A 20,225-nucleotide genomic window follows, 5' to 3' on the forward strand; every position below is an offset into this window, starting at 1 on the left:
ACTCGGCGCCTCCTCTACCCATCCCGGGAGCCCTGACGATGAACAAGATCAAGACCTGGCTGGCCGCCGCCCTGGCCGCCGCCCTGGCCGCCGCCTCGCTGGCCGGCCCGGCCCTGGCCGACGACGGCCTCAAGGCAGCCATCGCCGGCAGCCACCGCTCGGCCGCCAACAGCGCGCGCGACAGCTGGCGCCATCCCTACGAGACGCTCGCGTTCTTCGGCATCAAGCCGGGCCAGACCGTGGTCGAGCTGGCCCCCGGCGGCGGCTGGTACACCGAGATCCTGGCGCCCTATCTGCGGCCGCAGGGCAAGCTGATCCTGGGTGCCGGCGTGGCCCCGTCGGCCCCCGCCAATGCCCAGGCCGGCGTCGAGCGGCTGCGCACCCGGCTGGCGGCCACGCCGGCGCTGTACGACAAGGTCAGCATCGGCGTCTTCGACGTGGCCCGCAGCGACATGAGCTTCGCGCCGCCGGCCAGCGTGGACCTGGTGCTCACCTTCCGCAACATCCACAACTGGGTGGGCCAGGGCGAGGACAAGGTGCAGGCTGTCTTCAACGGCGCCTTCGCCGCGCTGAAGCCGGGCGGCGTGTTCGGCGTGGTCGAGCACCGCCTGCCGGCCGACCGCAAGATGGACGACAAGGCCAGCACCGGCTACGTGCCCGTGGCCTATGTGGTGCAGCTGGCCGAGAAGGCCGGCTTCAAGCTGGCGGCCAGTTCCGAGGTCAATGCCAATCCCAAGGACAAGGCCGAGCACGAGAACGGCGTCTGGGCCCTGCCGCCGACCTACACCAACAAGGACAAGGACCGCGAGAAGTACATGGCGATCGGCGAAAGCGACCGCATGACGCTGAAGTTCGTCAAGCCTTAAGCGTAGGTTTGCATGTCTGGCGCGCCGTCCAGGTGCGCCAGGCTGTTGAAGCTCAGCAGTGCGTGCTTCTTCGGCGTGAACACGAACTCGCTGACCGCGCTGTTGCGGATGCGCAGGTTCAGCTCGATGGTGGATTCCAGCGGCGCCGCCAGCACCTGGCTCACCGCCACCGAGATCGGACCGCCGCTGGAGACGATCAGCACCTGCTGGCCGGCATGATGGGCGCGCACATGGCCCAGCGCCCCGGCCACGCCGGCTGAGAACTCGGCGAAGCCGGGCATGCCCTCGGGCCGGGACTCGGCCCGCATCCAGGCCAGCAGGCCTTCGCGCAGCAGGCGGAAATGCTGGCGCACTTCTTCTGCCGTCTTGGGATGGGGCAATGGCCCCGGGTGGATGGCCCGCACCACGGCCTCGCTGTCGTACTCGTTCAGGCCCGGCCAGACCAGGGGCTCGGGCAGGCCGCCCAGACCCTGCGCAATGCCGGCGTAGCTCTGCGCATGGCGCTTCAATGAGCCGCGCAGCACCGCGTCGAAACGCTGGCCGCGCTGCTTCCAATGCTCGCCCAGGCGGACGCATTGCTGCTCGCCCAGGGGGCTGAGCTGGTCGTAGTCCGCGGCGCCGAACGAGGCCTGGCCGTGGCGCACCAGATGAAGGGTTCCCATGGGGCCATCATCGCCGGCCGGAACCCGCCGCGGCTGTCACGGCGGCGACCGGGTAGAATCCCGCCCCACGCCGGACCTCCCGTGTCCGGCTTCGCCTTTTCTTATTCATCGGAGCCATCATGGGCAACAAGATCAAGACCGAAGCCGACCGCCGCGCCACCCCGCGCCTGGCCGGCACGCCGTCGCGCATGGGCGCCGGCCACCGCAGCAGCCTGGAGCGTGGTTCGCACACCCGCAGCAAGAAGAACCCGGGCAAGCGTCCGCATTCGGGTTGAATGTTGGCCCCTCGCCCAGGGAATACCTGGGCGGTCCCCCGAGGGGACGGCGATCATCGGCGGGCTTGCCCGCCAATGACATCGCCTCAAGTCATCCTTGGGGCGGCCCTGCGGATGCCTTGAATCCGCAAGACCACAGGCCCTGACGGGCCTGTTTCTATTTCCAGCGTTCGATTTGAGCCCTGACCATGCTCCGCATCACCGAACTCCGTCTCCCCCTCACTCATGCAGACGATGAGCTGCGCCCCGCCATCGTGGCGCGGCTCGGCATCGCGGATGCAGACCTGAAGTCCTTCCACGTCTTCAAGCGCGGCTACGATGCCCGCAAGAAGACCGCGATCACGCTGATCTACACGATCGACTGCGAGCTGGCCGACGAAGCCGCCGTGTTCGCCCGCCACAGTGGCGACCACCAGATCCGCGCCACGCCGGACACCCGCTACAAGTTCGTCGGCCATGCGCCGGCCGATTTCGCGGCCTCCGAGAAGCCCCGGCCCGTGGTCGTCGGCTTCGGCCCCTGCGGCCTGTTCGCCGCCCTGATCCTGGCCCAGATGGGTCTGCGCCCCATCGTGCTGGAGCGCGGCAAGCCGGTGCGCGAACGCACCAAGGACACCTGGGGCCTGTGGCGCAAGCAGGAACTCAACCCCGAATCCAATGTGCAGTTCGGCGAAGGCGGCGCCGGCACCTTTTCGGACGGCAAGCTCTACAGCCAGATCTCCGACCCGCGCCACCTGACCCGCAAGGTGCTGACCGAGTTCGTCAAGGCCGGCGCGCCGGACGAGATCCTCTACGTCAGCAAGCCCCATATCGGCACCTTCCGCCTGGTCTCCATGATCATCAAGATGCGAGCCGAGATCGAGGCGCTGGGCGGCGAGATCCGCTTCCAGCAGAAGCTGTCGGATGTCCTGATCGAGGACGGCCAGGTGCGTGGCGTGACGCTGGAGTCCGGCGAGCAGATCCGCACCGAGCATGTGATCCTGGCCCTGGGCCACAGCGCCCGCGACACTTTCAAGATGCTGCACGAGCGCGGCGTCTACATGGAGGCCAAGCCCTTCTCCATCGGCTACCGCATCGAGCATCCGCAGAGCCTGATCGATGCCGCCCGCTTCGGCCCCAATGCCGGCCATCCCATCTTGGGCGCAGCCGACTACAAGCTGGTCCACCACGCCAAGAACGGCCGCGCCGTCTACAGCTTCTGCATGTGCCCGGGTGGCACCGTGGTGGCCGCCACCTCCGAGCCGGAGCGCGTGGTCACCAATGGCATGAGCCAGTATTCGCGCAACGAGCGCAACGCCAATGCCGGCATCGTGGTCAACCTCGACCCGCAGGACTACCGGCAGGACGGCAAGCGCGACGGCAGCCCGGTCAATCCGCTGGACGGCATGGCCTTCCAGCGCCTCTGGGAGTCGCGCGCCTACGAGCTGGGCGGCGGCGGCTACATCGCGCCGGGCTCCCTGGTCGGCGACTTCATCAAGCGCCAGGTCAGCCGCGAGTTCGGCGACGTCGTGCCGTCCTACAAGCCCGGCGTGCTGCTGACCGATCTGCAGCAGAAGGGCCGCGGCAGCCTGCCCGACTATGCGCTGGAAGCGATCCGCGAGGCCCTGCCGGCCTTTGCCCGCCAGATCCGCGGCTTCGACCGGCCCGACGCGGTGCTGACCGGGGTCGAGACGCGCACCTCGTCACCGCTGCGCATCACGCGCGGCAAGGATTACCAGAGCCTGAACGTCAAGGGCCTGTACCCGGCCGGCGAAGGCGCAGGCTATGCCGGCGGCATCATGTCGGCCGGCGTGGACGGCATCGAGGTGGCTGAGGCGGTGGGCCGCGCCCTGCTGGGCACGGCCGCCTGACGCCAGGCTCAGCTGTTGGCGGCGGGCGGCGACGTGCTGATCGGGCCCAGCGCCTCCGGTGCCTTGAAGCCCATGTCGTGCCGTCGCGAACGGCGCGGCGGGTGCTTGCGCAGGTAGCGGTCCACCCCCCACGCCGCCAGGGCCAGTCCCAGCAGCGCCGCGAGCGAGAACTGCGCACCGAACAGCGGTGCCTGCGAATAGCGCATCAGCATGTAGCTGACGGGCACTTCCGAGGCCGGCGGATTCAACGCAAAACGGATCACGCCGAACAGCAGCCAGCCCACCACGCCCAGGCCTACACCCGCCACGCACCAGGCGGTATGGGCATGGCGGGCACGCCCCCAGGGGCGCACCGTCAGCCAGGCCCAGACCAGGCAGAACGCGAACACCGGCAGCGCCAGGATCAGGGCTTCGGCGATCTGCACACTGAGGCTGCCGCGCGCGCCGAACAAGGTGACCCAGCTGCGCGGCACGCCGTTGCGGCCCAGGTATTGCCCCATGGCCTGAGCCGCCAGGTACAGGCCTACGCCGGAGAACAAGGAGACAAGTCGTCGGCCGCTACGTCGCATGGATGGTCCGCTCCCTGCGGGTCTGGTGGATGAAGGAATCGAATGGCCCGATTCTGGGCCGCGGCCCTGTCGCACGTCTGCGGGACAGCCCCGAGGTTGTGGGGGCATGGCCCAACGCCGGGGCGATTACCGTGAAAAAGTGCAAAGTCTCACCAGCTGGTCAGATCCTGGCCGCAGACGCCGCTACCATCGCGGCGCCTTCCCCAACAACGCCCTGTCGTCCATGAAGTACCCCCTCGCCCTGATCCTGGCCGCCGCGACCGCCTCGTCGTCAACCGCGAGCGCCCAGCCGCTGCGCGTGGCCAGCTGGAACCTGGGCTGGCATGTCTCCACCGCCGAGTTGCCGGCCTGGATCGCCCAATGCAGCAAGCCCTACGCCAAGAGCGCCGCCGACGGTGTCTGGCGCGTCGCTCCCGAGGGCGCGGCCGGCGCCACGGTGGGCTGGTTCATCAAGGAATCGCGTTCGCAACTGGAAGGCCTGGACCTGTCCAGGATGCCGCCCTGCGGCGTCTACGAAGGCCCGGACCGCAGCAAGCTCGCCGTCACGCCGGCCGCCTGGGCCGAGCGCAACCAGCGCATCGCCCAGATCCTCGACAAGGACGTGCGCGCCGACGTGATCGCGTTCCAGGAAGTCTCGGGCACGGCCGCCGTTCGTGAAGCCCTGGGCGCCGCGGCCGAACGCTACAACGTCTGCTCGTTCGACGGCCGCTTCAAGGTCCAGCGCCTGGCCTTCGCCTGGCGCAAGGAACTGGGCGCCGGCGACTGCCGCACCGAAGACGCGATGACCCTGCCCGAGGTCGCGGACAAGGACCAGGTCCGCCCCGGCTTCGTGCTGACGCTGAAGATCGCCGACAAGCGCACCAGCTTCATGACCGTGCACCTGAAGTCCAGCTGCGTGAGCCCGCTGGACGGCCGCGGCCGCCTGGACCAGGACCGCAGCAACAAGGACCGCGGCTTCACCGATCCCTGCCCCACCCTGCAGCAGCAGGTCGCGCCCATCGAGGCCGCGGTGGAAAAGCTGGCGGCGACCTCGGACCAGTTCATCGTGCTGGGCGACTTCAACCGCAACCTCTGGCACGAGGCCAACGAGGTCGAGGGCGCCAAGGCCCTGCGCAGCGATGGTTCGACCGACCTGGCCAAGCCCTTGCCGGCCGGCGTGAAGACCCAGAACCTGTTCAAGGAAGTGTTCGACGGCGAGCCGGCCAACACCCGCGCCGCTCTCGTGCCGATGGAGTGCAAGCTGGACCCGAAGCTGGCCGCCCTGTGCGACCGCTCCAAGACCGAGGCGCTGCGCCGCGAGGACATGGCGCCGCTCGGCGAAGCCTCGGGCCTGGGCTGCCGCAACGCAATCGGCCTGGACCACTTCGTCGTCGCTGACAAGCTCAAGGCCAAGGTGCTGGGCGCGCAGAAGGTCGGCATTGGCGCCTTCGGCGACAGCCTGCCGCCCCCGGCCGGCAAGAGCGACCCGGTGCTGGGTGCTTCGGACCACTGCCCCATCGTGATGAGCATAGACCTGCGCTGAGCGCAGGCCACATTCGCTAGCGGCCGGGGCGCTCCTCGGCCGCCTCGTGCAGCACGATCAGCCACTGGCCTTCGCCCAGGGCCTCGGGGTCGGCCTCGTGCAGAGTGAAGCTCAGGCGCCGCTCGCTGCGCGCCACCAGGGCCGCCGCACTGGGCCGCGGTGAGCGACCGCGCGAGGCCCGCCACTGGGCCAGCACGGTCAGCTCGCCCGGCTCGGCACCGGCCCGGCGGCGCAGGGCCTCGCGGTGCAGCCACAGCAGCAGCTCGGGCGGCAGGCGGCCGCGCTCGAAATGCCCGCCGCTGAAGAACTCGGCCATCAGCGAACGCGCCAGCGCCGTCTGCCACAGGCACCAGCCATCGGACTCGCGCACGGCGATGCTGGCGTGGCCGAAGGCGTCCAGTGCGCTGCGCGGCCGATCCGACGCACGCCTCAGCAGCGCCGACATGCGCTGCAGCAATTCGCGCGGCCGCACCGGCGCCAGCAGGCAGTCGCTGGCCCCGGCCGCCATCGCGCCCTCGACCATGCCTTCCACGCCGGCCAGGCACAGCACGATCACCGGCAGGCTGCTCTCGACCCTGAGCCGGCTCAACAGCTCCAGCTGGCGCGGCTCGGGCGCATCCAGGATCACGAGGTCGGGCGCAGAGATCTCGGCCGGCAGGGGCCAGCGCGGCGCCAGCAGCTCGACCGAGTAGCCTGACTCCTCCATCGCATCCACATGGGCGGCCCAGGCCTTGGGCAGGCTGCTCAGCAGCAGCACCCGCTCGCCATGGGCCGTGGCCGGCGGTGCGCTGGGCAGGGCCGGCTCCAGGCTGGCATGGTCGGGATCGTCGGCGGTGCGGTGCGGTGGCTGGTCAGTCATCGAGCCATCTGATTGCAAGCGCCGTGCCGGGCGCGGACCGGACGGCGGCGGGGTCTTCGAGCCCTCCGAGGCACCAGGATGGGGATCTCGCACCAAGTTGCGGCACCCCGGTCGACGAACCGAAGCGTTGGGGCCAGGATTCGGCTGGCATGCGGCTTGCACCCGGACTTGCCTTTGAGCACCAATGCCTTGAACCCGACCATGGACATCCGCCTCGACGACCTCAGCGGTCCCGAAATCCGCGCCCTGCTGGAAGAACACCTGCGCCACATGCACGAACTCTCGCCGCCGGAGAGCGTGCACGCGCTGGACCTGAGCAAGCTGCGCCGGCCCGAGATCAGCTTCTGGACCTGCTGGCAGGGCAGCGAGCTGCTGGGCTGCGGCGCCCTGATGCAGGGGCCTGCCGGCGATGGCGAGATCAAGTCCATGCGCACCGGCCAGGCCCACCGGGGCAAGGGCGCCGGGAGGCTGATGCTGAACCACATCCTGGCCGAGGCCCGCCGCCGTGGGCTCTCGCGCCTGAACCTGGAGACCGGCTCGCAGCCGGCCTTCGAACCGGCACGCCGGCTCTACGCCAGCGCCGGCTTCCAGGTCTGCGGCCCCTTCGGCGACTACGAGGAAGACCCCTACAGCGTGTTCATGACGCTGGCGCTCTGACACCGGCAGGGGCGGCCAGCGCCCTGTAGTGCGGGGATTCGGCGCCAGATCGGCCGATCAGGCCCTCGATGCACCGGGATAATGCCCGCTGGATCCCCCTCCCCCTACCTGCAGCATGGAGCGATTGACCGAGCAGATCGTGGCCTGGCACAACCGGCATCCGCTGGCCAAGCGGATCAGTGCCTTCGACGTGCACACGGTCGGCGTGATCGCCCTGCCCTTCATGCGCCAGAACCGGCGCCCGCCGGTGCCCATGGAACCGGTGCTGACGCAAGAGGTGCCGGACCCGCTGGTCCATGAGGCCGAGACCCGCGACGCCGAGTCCGGCGATGCCGACGGCGACGACGCCGCCGATGGTCCTGGCGCCTTCAGCCGCTTCGAAGCCGAGATCGCGCCCCGCACCGGCGGTGGCCCGGCCTGGCTGCAGCCGCTGCGCAATCTTTTGTTCCGGATGCGCCGCCAGCGCTGGGGCAACCACTGGCAGTGGCCGGTGTTCAGCGAAGAGCTGATTCCCGGGCTGGCCGCGGCCAAGGTGGCCCGGTTTGCGCTGGATTACGGCTACAACGAGGCGCCAGGCGACCCGCATTGGCCGCGACGCACGGCCGCAGTCGACGAGGACTTCGTGGCGCGCGGCTCGGCCAAGCACCGCGGTGGCGCCTGGCCTTTCGAGCTCTTCCTCGTCAGCGCCGGCATCGACGCCGGCAGCTCGCGCACCCGGGTCCTGGTCGGCCAGGGCATGGGCCGCCACCTGATGATCGCCGGCAAGCGCTGCATCAGCCCGGTCCGCAGCGCCGCCGCCGTGCTGCTGCTGGTCGGCGGCCTGGGCGCACTGTGGTGGGGGCAGCGCCAGGCTGGCCAAGAGGCCGCCGCGGTCACGGCAGCCGCCTCGGCGCCGGCCTCGACAATGGCGCCACCGGCATCGACCACCGCCATGCCGGCTTCATCGCAAGCACCGGCCGGTCTTCCGGCCTCGACCGCCGAACCTCAACCCCTGCCGGCCAGCCAGGCCCTGCCGGCCGCTGCGATGCCGCATGGCGTGCCGGCTTCGGAACTGCCGGACCAGGCCTCGGGCCCGCAGGCCGACATCCGGCCCCGCCTGGTCCCGCAGCGTCCCAACAAGGCACCTCCCCTGCTTTCGTCGGCCAGCGAACCAGCGGCGGCGACGGCCAGCGCCCCTGGCAAGCCCGACAAGGTTCCGGCCGCGGCAACGGCAGCGACCCCGCCTGCTTCCCAGCAGGCGGAGGCCCCGCCCGAGCGCAAGGTGGCGCCTGTGATTCCCAAACTCGGCAGCCGCCAGGTCGCCCTGGTCGGCCCGGCCAGCGCCAAACGCGAGGAGGCCGAGGCCTATCTCGCACGGATGAAGTCCATGCTGAGCGGCGTCACCAAGGAGCCGGATTCCCTTCAGCTGCAGGTGTTGCAGACGCCGGCCGGCTATGTGCCCACCGTGTGGCCCTTCGCGACTCGCGAGCAGGCCCAGCTGATCAATGCGACCATGGTCGCCCGTGGCATGCGAACCCGTGCCGTCGATTTCTGAACTGCCATGCCCATCGTCAACAAGCTCTTCCCCCATGGCCAAGGCCTGGCCCCGGCCCTGGTCAAGCGCGCCGCCACGGTCGAACTGGATGCGGCCAGCTGCAAGCTGAATCGCTTCGAAGCGACCGACAGCCTGGGGCGATTGCTCAGCGTGGACCTGCCCGAGGGCAGCCAGCTCTGCGACGGCGACGTGCTGCTGGTGGACGATGGGTCGATGGTGCGAGTGATCGCGCCGGAGGCCGGCCATCATCACGAGCACGCTCCCGCGCGCAAGTCCATAGGCATCAAGGTCTCAGCTGCCGAGCCCCATGTGCATGGGCCTCACTGCAAACACTGATGAAGACTGAGTTCAGCCGGCCAGCATGCGCAGCGCCGCTTCCAGTTGCTCGGTCGGCTCGCGCTTGAAGCCCGAGCGGGCATAGCGCTGCAAGCGGCCGATCACGAAGCTGACCAGGACCGAGGCCTGGGCATTGGCCGCCACCGTGGGCGTGCTTGATCCGGCCTCCTCGGCCGCCTGGCGCAGACATTGGCGCAGCGAAGATTCGATGCGGTCGAAGAACAGGTTCATGCGCGCCACCAGGCGCTCGTTCTCGTAGACCAGGGCATCGCCGACCATCACGCGACTCATGCCCGGATTGCGTTCGCCGAACTGCAGCAGCACGGAAACGATCTTCTGCGCCTGAGCAAGACCTGACCCCTCGCGCTCGCTGATCTGGTTGACCAGGGTGAAGATGCTGCTTTCAATGAATTCGATCAGGCCCTCGAACATCTGGGCCTTGCTGGCGAAGTGGCGGTAGAGCGCCGCTTCGCTGACCTCCAGCTTGGCCGCCAGGGCCGCGGTGGTCACCCGGTCGGCACCGGGTTGTTCCAGCATGCCGGCCAGGGTCTGCAGGATCTGCACCCGGCGCTCGCCCGGCTTGGGACGTCGACGCGGCGCCTCGCCGGCCGCTGGCGCTGGGGACTCGCTGAGGTTGGGGCTGGCATCGGACATGGCGAACGATTCTTGCACAGCCCGATGGCCCGTTTTCAATCGCGCAACCAGCCCAGGCGGCGTGCCTCGTAAATTGCCTCGACCTTGCTGCGCACCTGCAGCTTGCGGTAGGTGCGCTTCACGTAGGTCATCACCGTGTGCGGCGAGACCTGCATGAACTGGGCGATCTCGTCGAAGGTGAAGCCCTTGGCCGCCAGGTGCAGCACGCGTGACTCCTGCTCGGACAGGGCCACGGCCGATTCGTCGCCCGAGGGCAAGGCATTGCTGGCCAGGTGCGGGGCCGAGGGAGCCAGGCGCATCAGCAGGCGGCGTGCGATCACCGGGCTGATCGGGCTGCCGCCGGCGCGCAGCGAGCGCAGCTGCGTGGGCAGTTCCAGGGCCAGCGCGTCCTTGAGCAGATAGCCGGTGGCGCCGGCCTCGATGCTGGACAGCACATGCTGCTCGTCGCCGAACACCGAGATCACCATCACGTCACAGTCGGGGTGCGTGGCCGAGGCATGGCGTATCAGCTCGATGCCGCTGCCGCCTGGCAGGTCCAGGTCCACCAGCAGCACATCGGGCCGGAACTGGTCGAACATGTGGCGGCCACTGGGCAGGTCCTGGGCGATGCCCAGCAGGTGGATGTCTTCGCTGCCGGCCAGCGCATGGGTGAAGGCATCACGGAAACGGACCTGGTCCTCAACGATCAACAGCGAAAAACGGGACATGGAAAAAGACGTTCCGGAAAGGCTGGAATTCTCTGCAGCGAAGCTCGGGCCAACAATGCGCGTCCACCCGAGGTCAGGAGGCCCACCCCCACGTTTGAAGTCGCGGGTAAGCGAGCATTCGATCTCAGTGAGACCGAATCATCGCAAGTTCTCCCTTCGGTCAAACGCGGAACAAGCCTTCGGTCTCAGTGAGACCGAATCATTGTTCCGTAGGCTTGGTCCGACAGAATTTCGAGCAACATCGCATGCGGCACCCGGCCGTCGATGATGTGGACGGCGTTGACCCCGCTCTTGGCCGCATCGATGGCGCCAGCGATCTTGGGGATCATGCCGCCGCTGATCGTGCCGTCGGCCACCAGCTCGTCGATCCTGCGTGGCGTCAGCTCGGTCAGCAGTTCACCGGCCTTGTCCAGCACGCCGCGGATATTGGTGAGCATCAGGAGCTTTTCGGCCTGCAGCACGGTGGCCAGCTTGGCTGCCACCACGTCGGCATTGATGTTGTAGCTCTCGTTGTGTTCGCCAAAGCCGATCGGGCTGACCACCGGAATGAACTGGTCGTCCTGCAGCGCCTTGACCACGCTGGGGTCGATGGAGACGATGTCGCCGACCTGTCCGATGTCGTGCTCCTTGGCCGGATCGTCCTTGTCCACCATCTTGAGCTGGCGGGCGCGGATCATGCCGCCGTCGCGGCCGGTCAGGCCCACGGCCTTGCCACCGGCCGCATTGATCAGACCCACCACGTCCTGTTGCACCTCGCCGGCCAGCACCCATTCCACGACGCTCATGGTCTCGGCATCGGTCACCCGCATGCCCTGGATGAAATGCCCCTTCTTACCCAGTTTGTTCAGCGCATCCTCGATCTGGGGTCCACCGCCGTGTACCACCACCGGATTCAGGCCGACCAGCTTGAGCAGCACCACGTCTTCGGCAAAGTCCTGTTGCAGCACCGGATCGGTCATCGCATTGCCGCCGTACTTGATGACGATGGTCTTGCCGTGAAACTTGCGGATATAGGGCAGCGCCTGCGACAGGATCTCTGCCTTCTCCCGCGGTGCAATGTGCGAGACGTCGGCGGCGTGGGGATTCGGCTCGTTCTTCATGGCGGTACGGCAGCTGTGACTGGGGTTGGCGGGCATTGTAGGGGGGCATCCCGGTGACAATGCCGCGATGCAAGTGCGCTCCTATCTCAAGCTGTCTGTCGCGCTGGCCCTGCTGACGATCGCGCTCAAGACCGCGGCCTGGTGGTGGACCGGCTCGGTCAGCCTGGCAGCCGATGCGCTGGAGTCGCTGGTCAACCTTGCCGGCGCGGTGTTTGCCCTGGCCATGGTCACGGTGGCGGCGCGACCGCCGGACGAGGACCATCCCTTCGGCCATCACAAGGCCGAGTTCTTCTCCAGCGGCTTCGAGGGCGTGCTGATCATTGCCGCGGCGCTGGGCATCCTGTGGGCCGCCGGCCACCGCTTCCTGACCCCGCAGCCGGTGGAGTCGCTGGGCCTGGGCCTGGGCCTCGCCATCGTCAGCTCCGTCCTCAACGGCCTGCTGGCCTGGGCCATGCTTCGCAAGGGCCGCGAGCATCGCTCGATGGCCCTGGAGGCTGATGCCCGGCATTTGTTCACCGATGTCTGGACCTCGGCCGGTGTGGTCGTCGGCCTGGTCGGCGTCGGGCTGACCGGCTGGACCTGGCTGGATCCGCTGCTGGCCACGCTGGTCGCTCTCAACATCCTCAGGGAAGGCGCCCACCTGGTGTGGACCAGCTCGCAAGGCCTGATGGACCAGGCCCTGGAGACCGAGTCGCTGGCCCTGGTGCATCAGGTGCTGGACGAGTTCAGCCATCAGACCATCCGCTTCGACCACCTGGTCAGCCGACGTGCCGGCCAGCGGCGCTTTGTCGACCTCCACATGCACATGCCGTCTTCATGGAGCCTGGGCCGCGCCGCCGCGGTGCGCAGCTCGGTCGAACAGGCCCTGATGAGCGCCGTGCCGGGCTTGCGGGCCAGCATCCAGCTGCTTCCCATGGACGTGGAAGCCCATTTTGACGACCCCAAGGACCTGATTTGATCGCCCTGCTCCAACGCGTCCGCGAAGCCCGTGTCGAGGTGGCTGGCGCCACCGTAGGCCGGATCGGCCCCGGCCTGCTGGTCCTGCTCTGCGCCGAGCCGACCGACGACGAGAAGCTCTGCGAGAAGCTGCTGGACAAGGTCCTCAAGCTGCGCATCTTTTCCGACGAGGCCGGCAAGATGAACCGCAGCGTGCAGGACTGTGCCGGCGGGCTGCTGATCGTCTCGCAGTTCACCCTCGCCGCCGACACCGGAGGCGGCAACCGGCCCTCGTTCAGCGCTGCCGCACCGGCCGAATTGGGCCGGCGTCTCTACGAGCATGCGCTGGCCTATGCACGCAGCCGCCACGGCGAAGTGGCCGGTGGCGAGTTCGGCGCCGACATGCAGGTCCACCTGGTCAACGACGGCCCGGTGACCATCCCCATGCGCATGAACTGAGCATGCGGCCGAGGCTCAACTCAGGCCCAGCAAGACCAGGGCGCCGAACAGCAGGCTCAGGATTGAGGTGAAGGTCCAGACCGCGCGCCGGCTGGGCCAGACCAGTGCAGCCATGGGCAGCAGTTGCCCGGCGTGGATGCCGACGAAATGGGCCGGCCGCAGGTCGCCGCCACTCAGCACCCAGCCCAGCACCGGCAGCCCGCCTTCGGGCGGCCGGTGATTGCCCAGCATCACGCCGACGATGGCACCCAGGGCGAACGTCAGCGTGAGGCCCAACAGCATCGCCAGACGATGGCCCGAGGCCTGCCGCGGGTCGGGATGGCGCCACAACAGCCAGGCCAGCGCGGGCTGGGTGGCCGTCAGCGCCAGGGCGCCCAGGCCCATCAGCGCATACATGACCTGGTGCAGCGTGTCGACCTCGTTGAAGTGCGAGCCCTGCCCCATCGCGGCCTTCAGCAGGATATAGCCGAACTCGAAGCTGCCGCTGGCGATCAGCAGCCAGCTCAGGCGCCGGACTGCGCGGCCGCGCCGCATGGCGGCCGGCAGATGGCCGATGAACCAGGCCGTGGTGAGCGCCAGCAAGGCGATGGCCAGCGCGAACTTGATCGGCTTGATCCAGACGATGGCGCCGCGGACCAGGCGCTCGTCCGTCATCCAGCCAATGGACATCAGCGGCACCAGCACCAGCAAGCCAAGCGCGTACCAGGTCAACGCGGGAGCATCTTCCTGCAGCCGCGCGAAGACCCGCTGCCAGCCCGAGGAACGAAATTGCAGGGCAAGGGTTTGCATGTTCAGCCCTCCGTTGCCAGCGAGCCGGCCGCAGCACCGCGCCAGCGCAACCAGCCGCCACGCAGCAGCGCGAAGGCCAGCAGGCCGGCCGGCCCGAACAGGAAGCTCAACAGCAGCAGGGGCACGATCAGCCAGTGCGGCAGGCCCATGGCCCCGCCACGCTCGGCGATCCAGCTGCCGACGAACAGGTCGAAGGCCAGGTAGTGCAGCCAGCCTGCCGTCAGCAGGGCCGGCTGGGCCAGCAGGCGGCGCACCTCGTCCAGCGAGCCGTAGCCGCCGTCACCCATGCCGTTGTGCAGGAACAGGGCCACATAGGCGACGGCCAGCAGCAGAGGCAGCACCCGTCCGCTGACGAGCCGCGCCCAGCGCGACCAGGAGGCCCGGTAGGGCGAAGCCACCAGCAGCAGCCAGCCCAGCGGGGCCAGGCCATTGCCGATGGCAAAGACCCTCGCCGGGTCCAGCCAGAGATCCAGATTCATGCGCCACTCCTTAATTTGAACGCTGTTCAGATATAGGTGCGCAGTGTTCTTGTTTATTTGAACGATGTCAAGATACTTTGGTCATGCCAAGGGTCGTGGCCATTGAACGTCCCATGCCGCGGATTCGACGCCCTGTCGCAGGCGACGGCGTCGCGGGAGAGGCGCTGCCTACACTCGCGCCTCCTGAAATCGACAAGGTCAAGGAGGACCCAGAATGAGCAAGCTCGCCACGTTTCTTAGCGGCTGCGCCGCCAGTGCCACGGCCATCATGGCCATCACGCTGCTGACCGGCGCCAAGGCGCCGCCGGCCAAGTTCGAGGAGATCGATGTGGGCCGCATCAATGTGCGCGAGCCTGACGGCACGCTGCGCCTGGTGATCTCGAACAAGGCACAGTTCCCCGGCGACTTCATGCAGGGCAAGGAAGGCGCCCGCCCGGACCGGGCCGACAAGGCCGGCATGCTGTTCATCAATGACGAGGGCACCGAGAACGGTGGCTTCATCCAGAAGGGTGCGGTCGCGGCGGACGGCAAGGCCGATGCCGGACTCAGCCTGACCTTCGACCGATTCAGGCAAGACCAGGTCCTGCAGTTGCTGCATGCGGAGCGTGGCGGCGACAACTACAGCGCGCTGAAGATCAATGATCAGCCCAGCGGCACGGAGCTGGATGTCCATGCACGCACCGCCCGCATGAAGGAGATCGAGAAGCTCGACCCCGCCGCCCGCCGCGCTGCCATCAGCGAGATGAGGGCTCAGGGCCAGCTGCAGACCAACCGGGTCACCCTGGGCACCACGCCCGGCAAGTCCTCGGCCCTGATGCTTAGCGACGCCCAGGGGCGCCCGCGCCTGATGCTGATGGTCACACCGGAAGGCAAGCCCAGCATCCAGCTGCTGGACGACAAGGGTCAGCCGGCCAAGACCATAGACCTGGAAAGCAAGTAAGAGAGGGCCTCGCGCGCGAGCTCAGGCGTAGCTGCGCGCGTCCTCGATCACCCGGCCGTCGTTGGGCAGGCTGCCGGGGGCCAGGAACTGGACCTCGGCGCGGAGCTTGGTGATGTCACGCACCGCCTCGACCACGCGGGCCTGCAGGCCTTCGGGCGCAGGCGCGGCCAGCTCGGCCTTGAGCGTCAGGCGGTCGCTGGCCATCTCGCCCTCGACCACCAGGCGCAGCCGACCCAGCTCGGGCAGGCGCTTGCCTATCTCGGCCACCTGGTTGGCATGGACGAACATGCCGCGCACCTTGGCGCTCTGGTCGGCCCGACCCATCCAGCCCTTGATGCGGCCATTGGTGCGGCCCGTGGGGCAGTGGCCGGGCAGCATCGCCGACAGGTCGCCGGTGCCGAAGCGGATCAGCGGGTAGTCGGGATTCAAGCTGGTCACGACCAGCTCGCCGACCTCGCCCTCGGGCACCGGGTCACCGGTGCCGGGGCGCACGATCTCGACGATCACGCCCTCGTCGATCACCAGGCCCTCGCGGGCCGGGGTCTCGTAGGCGATCAGGCCTATGTCGGCCGTGGCATAGCACTGGTAGCCGGTCACGCCGCGCTCCAGCAGCCAGTCGCGCAGCGAAGGCGGAAAGGCCTCACCACTGACCAGGGCCTTGACCACCGACAGCGGCTGGCCGGCTTCGGCCGCCTTGTCCAGCAGGATCTTCAGGAAGCTGGGCGTGCCCACATAGCCTTGAGGACGCAACTCGGCCATGGCTTGCAGCTGCAGCTCGGTATTGCCCACACCGCCGGGAAAGACCGTGCAGCCAATCGCATGGGCACCGGTCTCCATCAGCGAGCCGGCCGGGGTCAGGTGGTAGGAGAAGCTGTTGTGCAGCAGCTCGCCAGCCCGGAAGCCGGCGGCATGCAGGGCGCGCGCCACCCGCCAGTAGTCGGGCCGCGAGCCCTCGGGTTCGTAGATCGTGCCCGGCGACTGGAACACCCGCCGCGCCGCGCCCCAGGCGATGGCCGAGAAGCCGCCGAAGGCATCCCTTGAACGATGGGCCTGCTGGCGCGCCAGCAGCTCGGACTTGCGGGTGACCGGCAGCCTGGCCAGCAGCTCGCGGCTGTTCACCTGGTCGGGCGCATCGGCCAGCAGCTCGGCGAACGCTTGCGTGTTGCTGCGTGCATGACGGACCTGCCTATCCAATGCCTGCATCTGGGCCTGCTCGCGCAGCGCCGGGTCGCGCGCCTCCAGCGCGTCGTAGAAAAAGTCATTCATCGACATCGCTGCCCCACCCCGCCAGGCTCTTCTTCACCAGGGCCACGAACTCGCGCAGCTGGCCGCTGTCCTTGAGCATCTTTTCGTTCCACTCCGGCGACCGCGCCGGCCGCTTGACCACGGCGACGCGCAGCTGCTGGCCATCGACGGCAGCACGGGCGATGGCATTCCCGCGCCGCTCGAAGCGCCCTTCGCGCTCGGTCAGGCCGAGCTCGCGCAGATCGCGACGCAGCCTTTGCAAGGCCTCGTCGGGCTTGAAAGCGGGGAGCGCAAAACCCCAGTCTTCGCTATCACTCATGCCAACCACCTCTTGCGGCGCTTGTAGCTCTTGACGTCCTTGAAGCTCTTGCGGTTCTCGCCGCCCACGCCCAGGTAGAACTCCTTGACGTCCTCGTTCTCGCGCAGGGCCTTGGCCTCGCCGTCCATCACCACGCGGCCGCTCTCGAGGATGTAGCCGTAGTCGGCATAGCGCAGCGCCATGCCGGTGTTCTGCTCGGCCAGCAGAAAGGTCGTGCCTTCCTTGGTGTTGAGGTCCTTCACGATCTCGAACACCTCCTCGACGATCTGCGGCGCCAGGCCCATCGAGGGCTCGTCCAGCAGCACCATCCTGGGATTGGCCATCAGGGCCCGGCCGATGGCGCACATCTGCTGCTCGCCACCCGAGGTGTAGGCGGCCTGCGAGCCGCGGCGGGTCTTGAGCCGCGGGAAGTAGTTGTAGACCTTTTCCAGCGTCGCGTTGACCGCCGCCTTGCCGTCCTTGCGGGTGTAGGCGCCGGTCATCAGGTTCTCTTCTATGGTGAGGTGGGCGAAGCAGTGCCGGCCCTCCATCACCTGGATCACGCCGCGGTCCACCATCTGGGCCGTGCTGAGCTTTTCGATGCGCTCGCCGCGCAGCTCTATGGACCCCTTGGTCACCTCGCCGCGCTCGCCGGCGAGCAGGTTGGACACGGCCCGCAGCGTCGTGGTCTTGCCCGCGCCATTGCCGCCCAGCAGGGCCACGATGCCACCCTCGGGCACCTGCAGCGACACGCCCTTGAGCACCAGGATCACGTGGTTGTAGATGACCTCGATGCCGTTGACGTTCAGAAGCACATTGCTCATCACTTGCCTCGCTTGACTCGGTTCAACGCCGCTCGCGGCGCTGAACCGAACACTCTTCGCAGAGAGTTCCCCGCCCCGCGGGGGCGGGGACAGGGGTGGGGTTGCTGTGCCCCGCCCTCACGGAGGGCGGGGATGGGGTGGGAGCTGAAGAAATGCGTATTGCCGAAGACTGCCAGTCCTCAGGACTGGCAGTCTTCCGGGGTGCGCCGGGTGAGCTTCTTCTCTGCGGCGTAGCGCTCGGCCGTGCTCTTCACCATCGGCTTGATGATCTGCTCGTCCGCCTCGTACCAGTCGCCGACGAAGTTCCACTTCTTGCCGTCCCAGCTGTGCACGCGGGCCCAGCTGGAACCCATGTGGTCGGCACAGGAGGTGGAGACCGGGCGCATCACGCCGGCGAAGCCCAGGGCGTCCAGCTTCTTCTGGTCCAGCGCCAGGTTTTCCAGGCCCCAGCGGACCTGCTCGCCGTTCATGACCTTGCCCTTGCCGAAGCGTTCCTGGGCGCGCTTGACGCCCTCGACACCCAGCATGGCCGACAGCATGCCGCGCATGTAGAGCACCTGGCCGACCTCGTCCTTGGGTCCCGTGCCCTGGCCCTTGCCATGGACCTGGGCCAGCACCTCCTGCACCACCTTGGCCTGTGGCTCGGCGCCATGCTGGATGGTCACGGCGCTGTAGCCCTTGGCGCCGTCGCCCACGTCCTTCACGTCGGGCTCGGCACCGGCCCACCAGACGCCGTACATCTTGTCGCGCGGATAGCCGGTGGCCTGGGCCTCCTTCAGCGCGGTGGAGTTCATCACGCCCCAGCCCCACAGGAAGACATAGTCCGGCCGGCTCTGGCGCACCTGCAGCCAGGTGGCCTTCTGCTCGACGCCTGGCGCAGTCACCGGCAGCAACTGCAGCTCGAAACCGTGCAGCTTGCTGCGCTCCTGCAAGAGCGGAATCGGTTCCTTGCCGTAGGGGCTGTCGTGGTACACGAGGGCGACCTTCTTGCCCTTGAGCTTGTCCCAGCCGCCCTCCTTCTTGGCCACGTGCTGCAAGAGCACGTCGGCCGCCACCCAGTAGGTGCCGAGCAGCGGGAAGTTCCACTTGAAGATGCCACCGTCCTGGCTTTCGCTGCGGCCGTAGCCGGCGGTGATCAGGGGGATCTTGTCGCCGGGCGCCTTCTCGGTCAGCGCGAAGGTGGCGCCGGTGGACAGCGGCTGGAACAGCGTCGCACCCTTGCCCTTGAGCCGCTCGTAGCACTCGACCGAGCGGTCGGTGGCATAGCCGGTCTCGCATTCCTCGTAGCTGATCTTGACGCCGTTCATGCCGCCCTTGGCATTGACCAGCTTCAGGTAGTCCACATAGCCGTTGGCCCAGGGCGTGCCGTTGGGCGCATAGGCGCCGGTGCGGTAGACCAGCACCGGGAAGAACTGCTCCTTGGACTGGGCCAGGGCTTCGGTGGCCACGGTGGCGAACCCGGCCGCGGCGACCGCGACCATCAGGGCAAGGGACTTGAGTCGTTTAGTCATCATCTTGCTGTCTCCGGTTGTGCGCGCTCGTGGCGCGCTTTGTGGTTTCGAATGAAGAAGGAACTCCGGGCCTGATCGATCAGTCAATCACTCAATGCGGGAACGGCCACAGTCTCAGCTTTTCCTTGGCCGTAGACCAGAGCCGCGCCAGGCCATGCGGCTCCTTGATCAGGAAGAACACGATCAGCGCGCCGAACACCATGAACTCCAGGTGGGACGAGGTCTCGGTGGCGATGGGAATGCCCAGCCAATGCGGCAGCTGGCTCAGGAGGATGGGCAGGATGATGATGAAGGCCGCGCCGAAGAAGGCGCCCATCACCGAGCCCAGGCCGCCGATGATGACCATGAACAGCAGCTGGAACGAGCGGTCGATGGAGAAGGCCGCCGGCTCCCAGGAGCCCAGGTGGACGAAGCCCCACAGCGCGCCGGCCACGCCGACGATGAAGCTGGACACGGCGAAGGCGCTGAGCTTGGCGTAGACCGGGCGTATGCCGATGACGGCGGCCGCCACGTCCATGTCTCGCATGGCCATCCATTCGCGGCCAATGGCCGAGCGCACCAGGTTCTTGGTCAGCACCGCGAACACCACGACCAGACTCAGGCAGAACAGATACTTCTGTACCGGCGTCTCTATGGCCACACCCAGCACCTGCAGGTTGGAGACGCTGACATTGCCCGAGGGCGAGTTGTTGGTGAACCAGGCGATGCGCAGAAAGGCCCAGTCGCAGAAGAACTGTGCGGCCAGCGTGGCCACGGCCAGGTACAGGCCCTTGATGCGCAGCGAGGGAATGCCGAACAGCACGCCGACCGCGGTGGCACTCAGCCCCCCGAGCAAGAGCGAGGCGATCAGCGGCATGCCCTCGATGCGGACCTGGAAGTTGTAGGCCGCATAGGCGCCCACCGCCATGAAGGCGCCGGTGCCCAGCGAGATCTGGCCGCAGTAGCCCACCAGCACGTTCAGGCCCAGGGCCGCCAGCGACAGGATCAAAAAGGGAATCAGGATGGCGCGGAACAGGTACTCCGAGGCCAGGCCCGGCACGACCACGAAGGCCAGCAGCAGGATCAGGGCGATGGCGACACGGTCCTGGCGGATGGGGAACACCGCGCTGTCGGCGCGGTAGGAGACCTTGAACTGGCCGTTTTCTCTATAGAGCAT

The 20,225-nt window shown here is 68.0% G+C and carries 23 protein-coding genes; 10 read left to right on the forward strand and 13 right to left on the reverse strand.

Annotation, left to right across the window (positions count from 1 at the left end):
* Positions 1–38 precede the first annotated feature (38 nt).
* Positions 39–866, forward strand: a complete 828-nt coding sequence (locus QT382_RS09070) for a class I SAM-dependent methyltransferase (protein ID WP_289253709.1) — start codon at positions 39–41, stop codon at positions 864–866.
* Here the strand turns inward: QT382_RS09070 and QT382_RS09075 are convergent.
* Entirely contained in the window at positions 863–1,528 is a 666-nt protein-coding gene (locus QT382_RS09075) for a histidine phosphatase family protein (protein ID WP_289253710.1), read from the reverse strand. The genes QT382_RS09070 and QT382_RS09075 overlap by 4 nt on opposite strands.
* 119 nt (positions 1,529–1,647) lie before the next feature.
* Here QT382_RS09075 and QT382_RS09080 point away from each other — a divergent pair, with 119 nt between their 5' ends.
* Together QT382_RS09080 and QT382_RS09085 are read left to right on the forward strand one after the other, a co-directional pair.
* A complete protein-coding gene (locus tag QT382_RS09080) occupies positions 1,648–1,803 on the forward strand; it encodes a hypothetical protein (RefSeq protein ID WP_289253711.1) in 156 nt (51 codons plus the stop codon).
* Positions 1,804–1,991: 188 nt separating this feature from the next.
* Complete coding sequence (locus tag QT382_RS09085) at positions 1,992–3,650, forward strand: NAD(P)/FAD-dependent oxidoreductase (protein WP_289253712.1); 1,659 nt, start codon at positions 1,992–1,994, stop codon at positions 3,648–3,650.
* Positions 3,651–3,658: 8 nt separating this feature from the next.
* Here the strand turns inward: QT382_RS09085 and QT382_RS09090 are convergent, their stop codons facing one another.
* Entirely contained in the window at positions 3,659–4,219 is a 561-nt protein-coding gene (locus QT382_RS09090; RefSeq protein WP_289253713.1) for a hypothetical protein, read from the reverse strand.
* 223 nt (positions 4,220–4,442) lie between these two features.
* Between QT382_RS09090 and QT382_RS09095 the strand changes: the two genes are divergently transcribed.
* Positions 4,443–5,741: an endonuclease/exonuclease/phosphatase family protein gene (locus QT382_RS09095; RefSeq protein WP_289253714.1), complete on the forward strand. Its 1,299-nt coding sequence runs from the start codon at positions 4,443–4,445 to the stop codon at positions 5,739–5,741.
* A gap of 16 nt (positions 5,742–5,757) precedes the next feature.
* Here QT382_RS09095 and QT382_RS09100 read toward each other — a convergent pair whose 3' ends face one another.
* On the reverse strand, positions 5,758–6,600 hold the full coding sequence (locus tag QT382_RS09100; RefSeq protein WP_289253715.1) for a response regulator transcription factor: 843 nt from the start codon (positions 6,598–6,600) through the stop codon (positions 5,758–5,760).
* A gap of 174 nt (positions 6,601–6,774) precedes the next feature.
* On the opposite strand from QT382_RS09100, the gene QT382_RS09105 reads away from it, so the two are divergent.
* From QT382_RS09105 to QT382_RS09115, 3 genes are all read left to right on the forward strand, one after another.
* Positions 6,775–7,257 carry a GNAT family N-acetyltransferase gene (locus QT382_RS09105; protein WP_502929858.1) on the forward strand — a complete coding sequence of 161 codons (483 nt, stop codon included), beginning with the start codon at positions 6,775–6,777 and terminating at the stop codon, positions 7,255–7,257.
* Positions 7,258–7,372: 115 nt separating this feature from the next.
* On the forward strand, positions 7,373–8,791 hold the full coding sequence (locus tag QT382_RS09110) for a flagellar biosynthesis protein FlhF (protein WP_289253716.1): 1,419 nt from the start codon (positions 7,373–7,375) through the stop codon (positions 8,789–8,791).
* 6 nt (positions 8,792–8,797) lie between these two features.
* Positions 8,798–9,127, forward strand: coding sequence for an urease accessory protein UreE (locus QT382_RS09115; RefSeq protein ID WP_289253717.1), 330 nt, complete (start codon positions 8,798–8,800; stop codon positions 9,125–9,127).
* 12 nt (positions 9,128–9,139) lie between these two features.
* Here the strand turns inward: QT382_RS09115 and slmA are convergent, their stop codons facing one another.
* The 3 genes from slmA to argB form a co-directional block, all read right to left on the reverse strand.
* Positions 9,140–9,781: a nucleoid occlusion factor SlmA gene (gene slmA, locus QT382_RS09120; protein ID WP_289253718.1), complete on the reverse strand. Its 642-nt coding sequence runs from the start codon at positions 9,779–9,781 to the stop codon at positions 9,140–9,142.
* 35 nt (positions 9,782–9,816) lie between these two features.
* Entirely contained in the window at positions 9,817–10,488 is a 672-nt protein-coding gene (locus QT382_RS09125; protein WP_289253719.1) for a response regulator, read from the reverse strand.
* A 185-nt stretch (positions 10,489–10,673) separates the two neighbouring features.
* Positions 10,674–11,588: an acetylglutamate kinase gene (gene argB / locus QT382_RS09130; protein ID WP_289253720.1), complete on the reverse strand. Its 915-nt coding sequence runs from the start codon at positions 11,586–11,588 to the stop codon at positions 10,674–10,676.
* A gap of 67 nt (positions 11,589–11,655) precedes the next feature.
* Between argB and QT382_RS09135 the strand changes: the two genes are divergently transcribed.
* Together QT382_RS09135 and dtd are read left to right on the forward strand one after the other, a co-directional pair.
* Entirely contained in the window at positions 11,656–12,546 is an 891-nt protein-coding gene (locus QT382_RS09135) for a cation diffusion facilitator family transporter (protein WP_289253721.1), read from the forward strand.
* Positions 12,543–12,983, forward strand: a complete 441-nt coding sequence (gene dtd, locus QT382_RS09140) for a D-aminoacyl-tRNA deacylase (protein ID WP_289253722.1) — start codon at positions 12,543–12,545, stop codon at positions 12,981–12,983. The genes QT382_RS09135 and dtd overlap by 4 nt, the downstream gene beginning before the upstream one ends.
* Positions 12,984–12,998: 15 nt before the next feature.
* Here the strand turns inward: dtd and QT382_RS09145 are convergent, their stop codons facing one another.
* Together QT382_RS09145 and QT382_RS09150 are read right to left on the reverse strand one after the other, a co-directional pair.
* The gene (locus tag QT382_RS09145) at positions 12,999–13,772 is read right to left on the reverse strand and encodes a hypothetical protein (RefSeq protein ID WP_289253723.1); all 774 of its coding nucleotides are present in this window, start codon (positions 13,770–13,772) and stop codon (positions 12,999–13,001) included.
* A gap of 2 nt (positions 13,773–13,774) precedes the next feature.
* Positions 13,775–14,251: an ABA4-like family protein gene (locus QT382_RS09150; protein WP_289253724.1), complete on the reverse strand. Its 477-nt coding sequence runs from the start codon at positions 14,249–14,251 to the stop codon at positions 13,775–13,777.
* A 214-nt stretch (positions 14,252–14,465) separates the two neighbouring features.
* Here QT382_RS09150 and QT382_RS09155 point away from each other — a divergent pair, with 214 nt between their 5' ends.
* A complete protein-coding gene (locus QT382_RS09155; RefSeq protein ID WP_289253725.1) occupies positions 14,466–15,191 on the forward strand; it encodes a hypothetical protein in 726 nt (241 codons plus the stop codon).
* A gap of 21 nt (positions 15,192–15,212) precedes the next feature.
* Here the strand turns inward: QT382_RS09155 and QT382_RS09160 are convergent, their stop codons facing one another.
* From QT382_RS09160 to QT382_RS09180, 5 genes are all read right to left on the reverse strand, one after another.
* Entirely contained in the window at positions 15,213–16,463 is a 1,251-nt protein-coding gene (locus QT382_RS09160) for a phenylacetate--CoA ligase family protein (protein WP_289253726.1), read from the reverse strand.
* On the reverse strand, positions 16,450–16,755 hold the full coding sequence (locus QT382_RS09165; protein ID WP_289253727.1) for a hypothetical protein: 306 nt from the start codon (positions 16,753–16,755) through the stop codon (positions 16,450–16,452). The genes QT382_RS09160 and QT382_RS09165 overlap by 14 nt, the downstream gene beginning before the upstream one ends.
* A complete protein-coding gene (locus QT382_RS09170; RefSeq protein ID WP_289253728.1) occupies positions 16,752–17,558 on the reverse strand; it encodes an ABC transporter ATP-binding protein in 807 nt (268 codons plus the stop codon). The genes QT382_RS09165 and QT382_RS09170 overlap by 4 nt, the downstream gene beginning before the upstream one ends.
* Positions 17,559–17,737: 179 nt before the next feature.
* Positions 17,738–19,072, reverse strand: coding sequence for an ABC transporter substrate-binding protein (locus QT382_RS09175; protein ID WP_289253729.1), 1,335 nt, complete (start codon positions 19,070–19,072; stop codon positions 17,738–17,740).
* An 88-nt stretch (positions 19,073–19,160) separates the two neighbouring features.
* On the reverse strand, positions 19,161–20,225 hold the full coding sequence (locus QT382_RS09180) for a branched-chain amino acid ABC transporter permease (protein WP_289253730.1): 1,065 nt from the start codon (positions 20,223–20,225) through the stop codon (positions 19,161–19,163).

The organism is Pelomonas sp. SE-A7, assembly GCF_030345705.1.
In the GTDB taxonomy this organism is placed as follows: domain Bacteria; phylum Pseudomonadota; class Gammaproteobacteria; order Burkholderiales; family Burkholderiaceae_C; genus JAUASW01.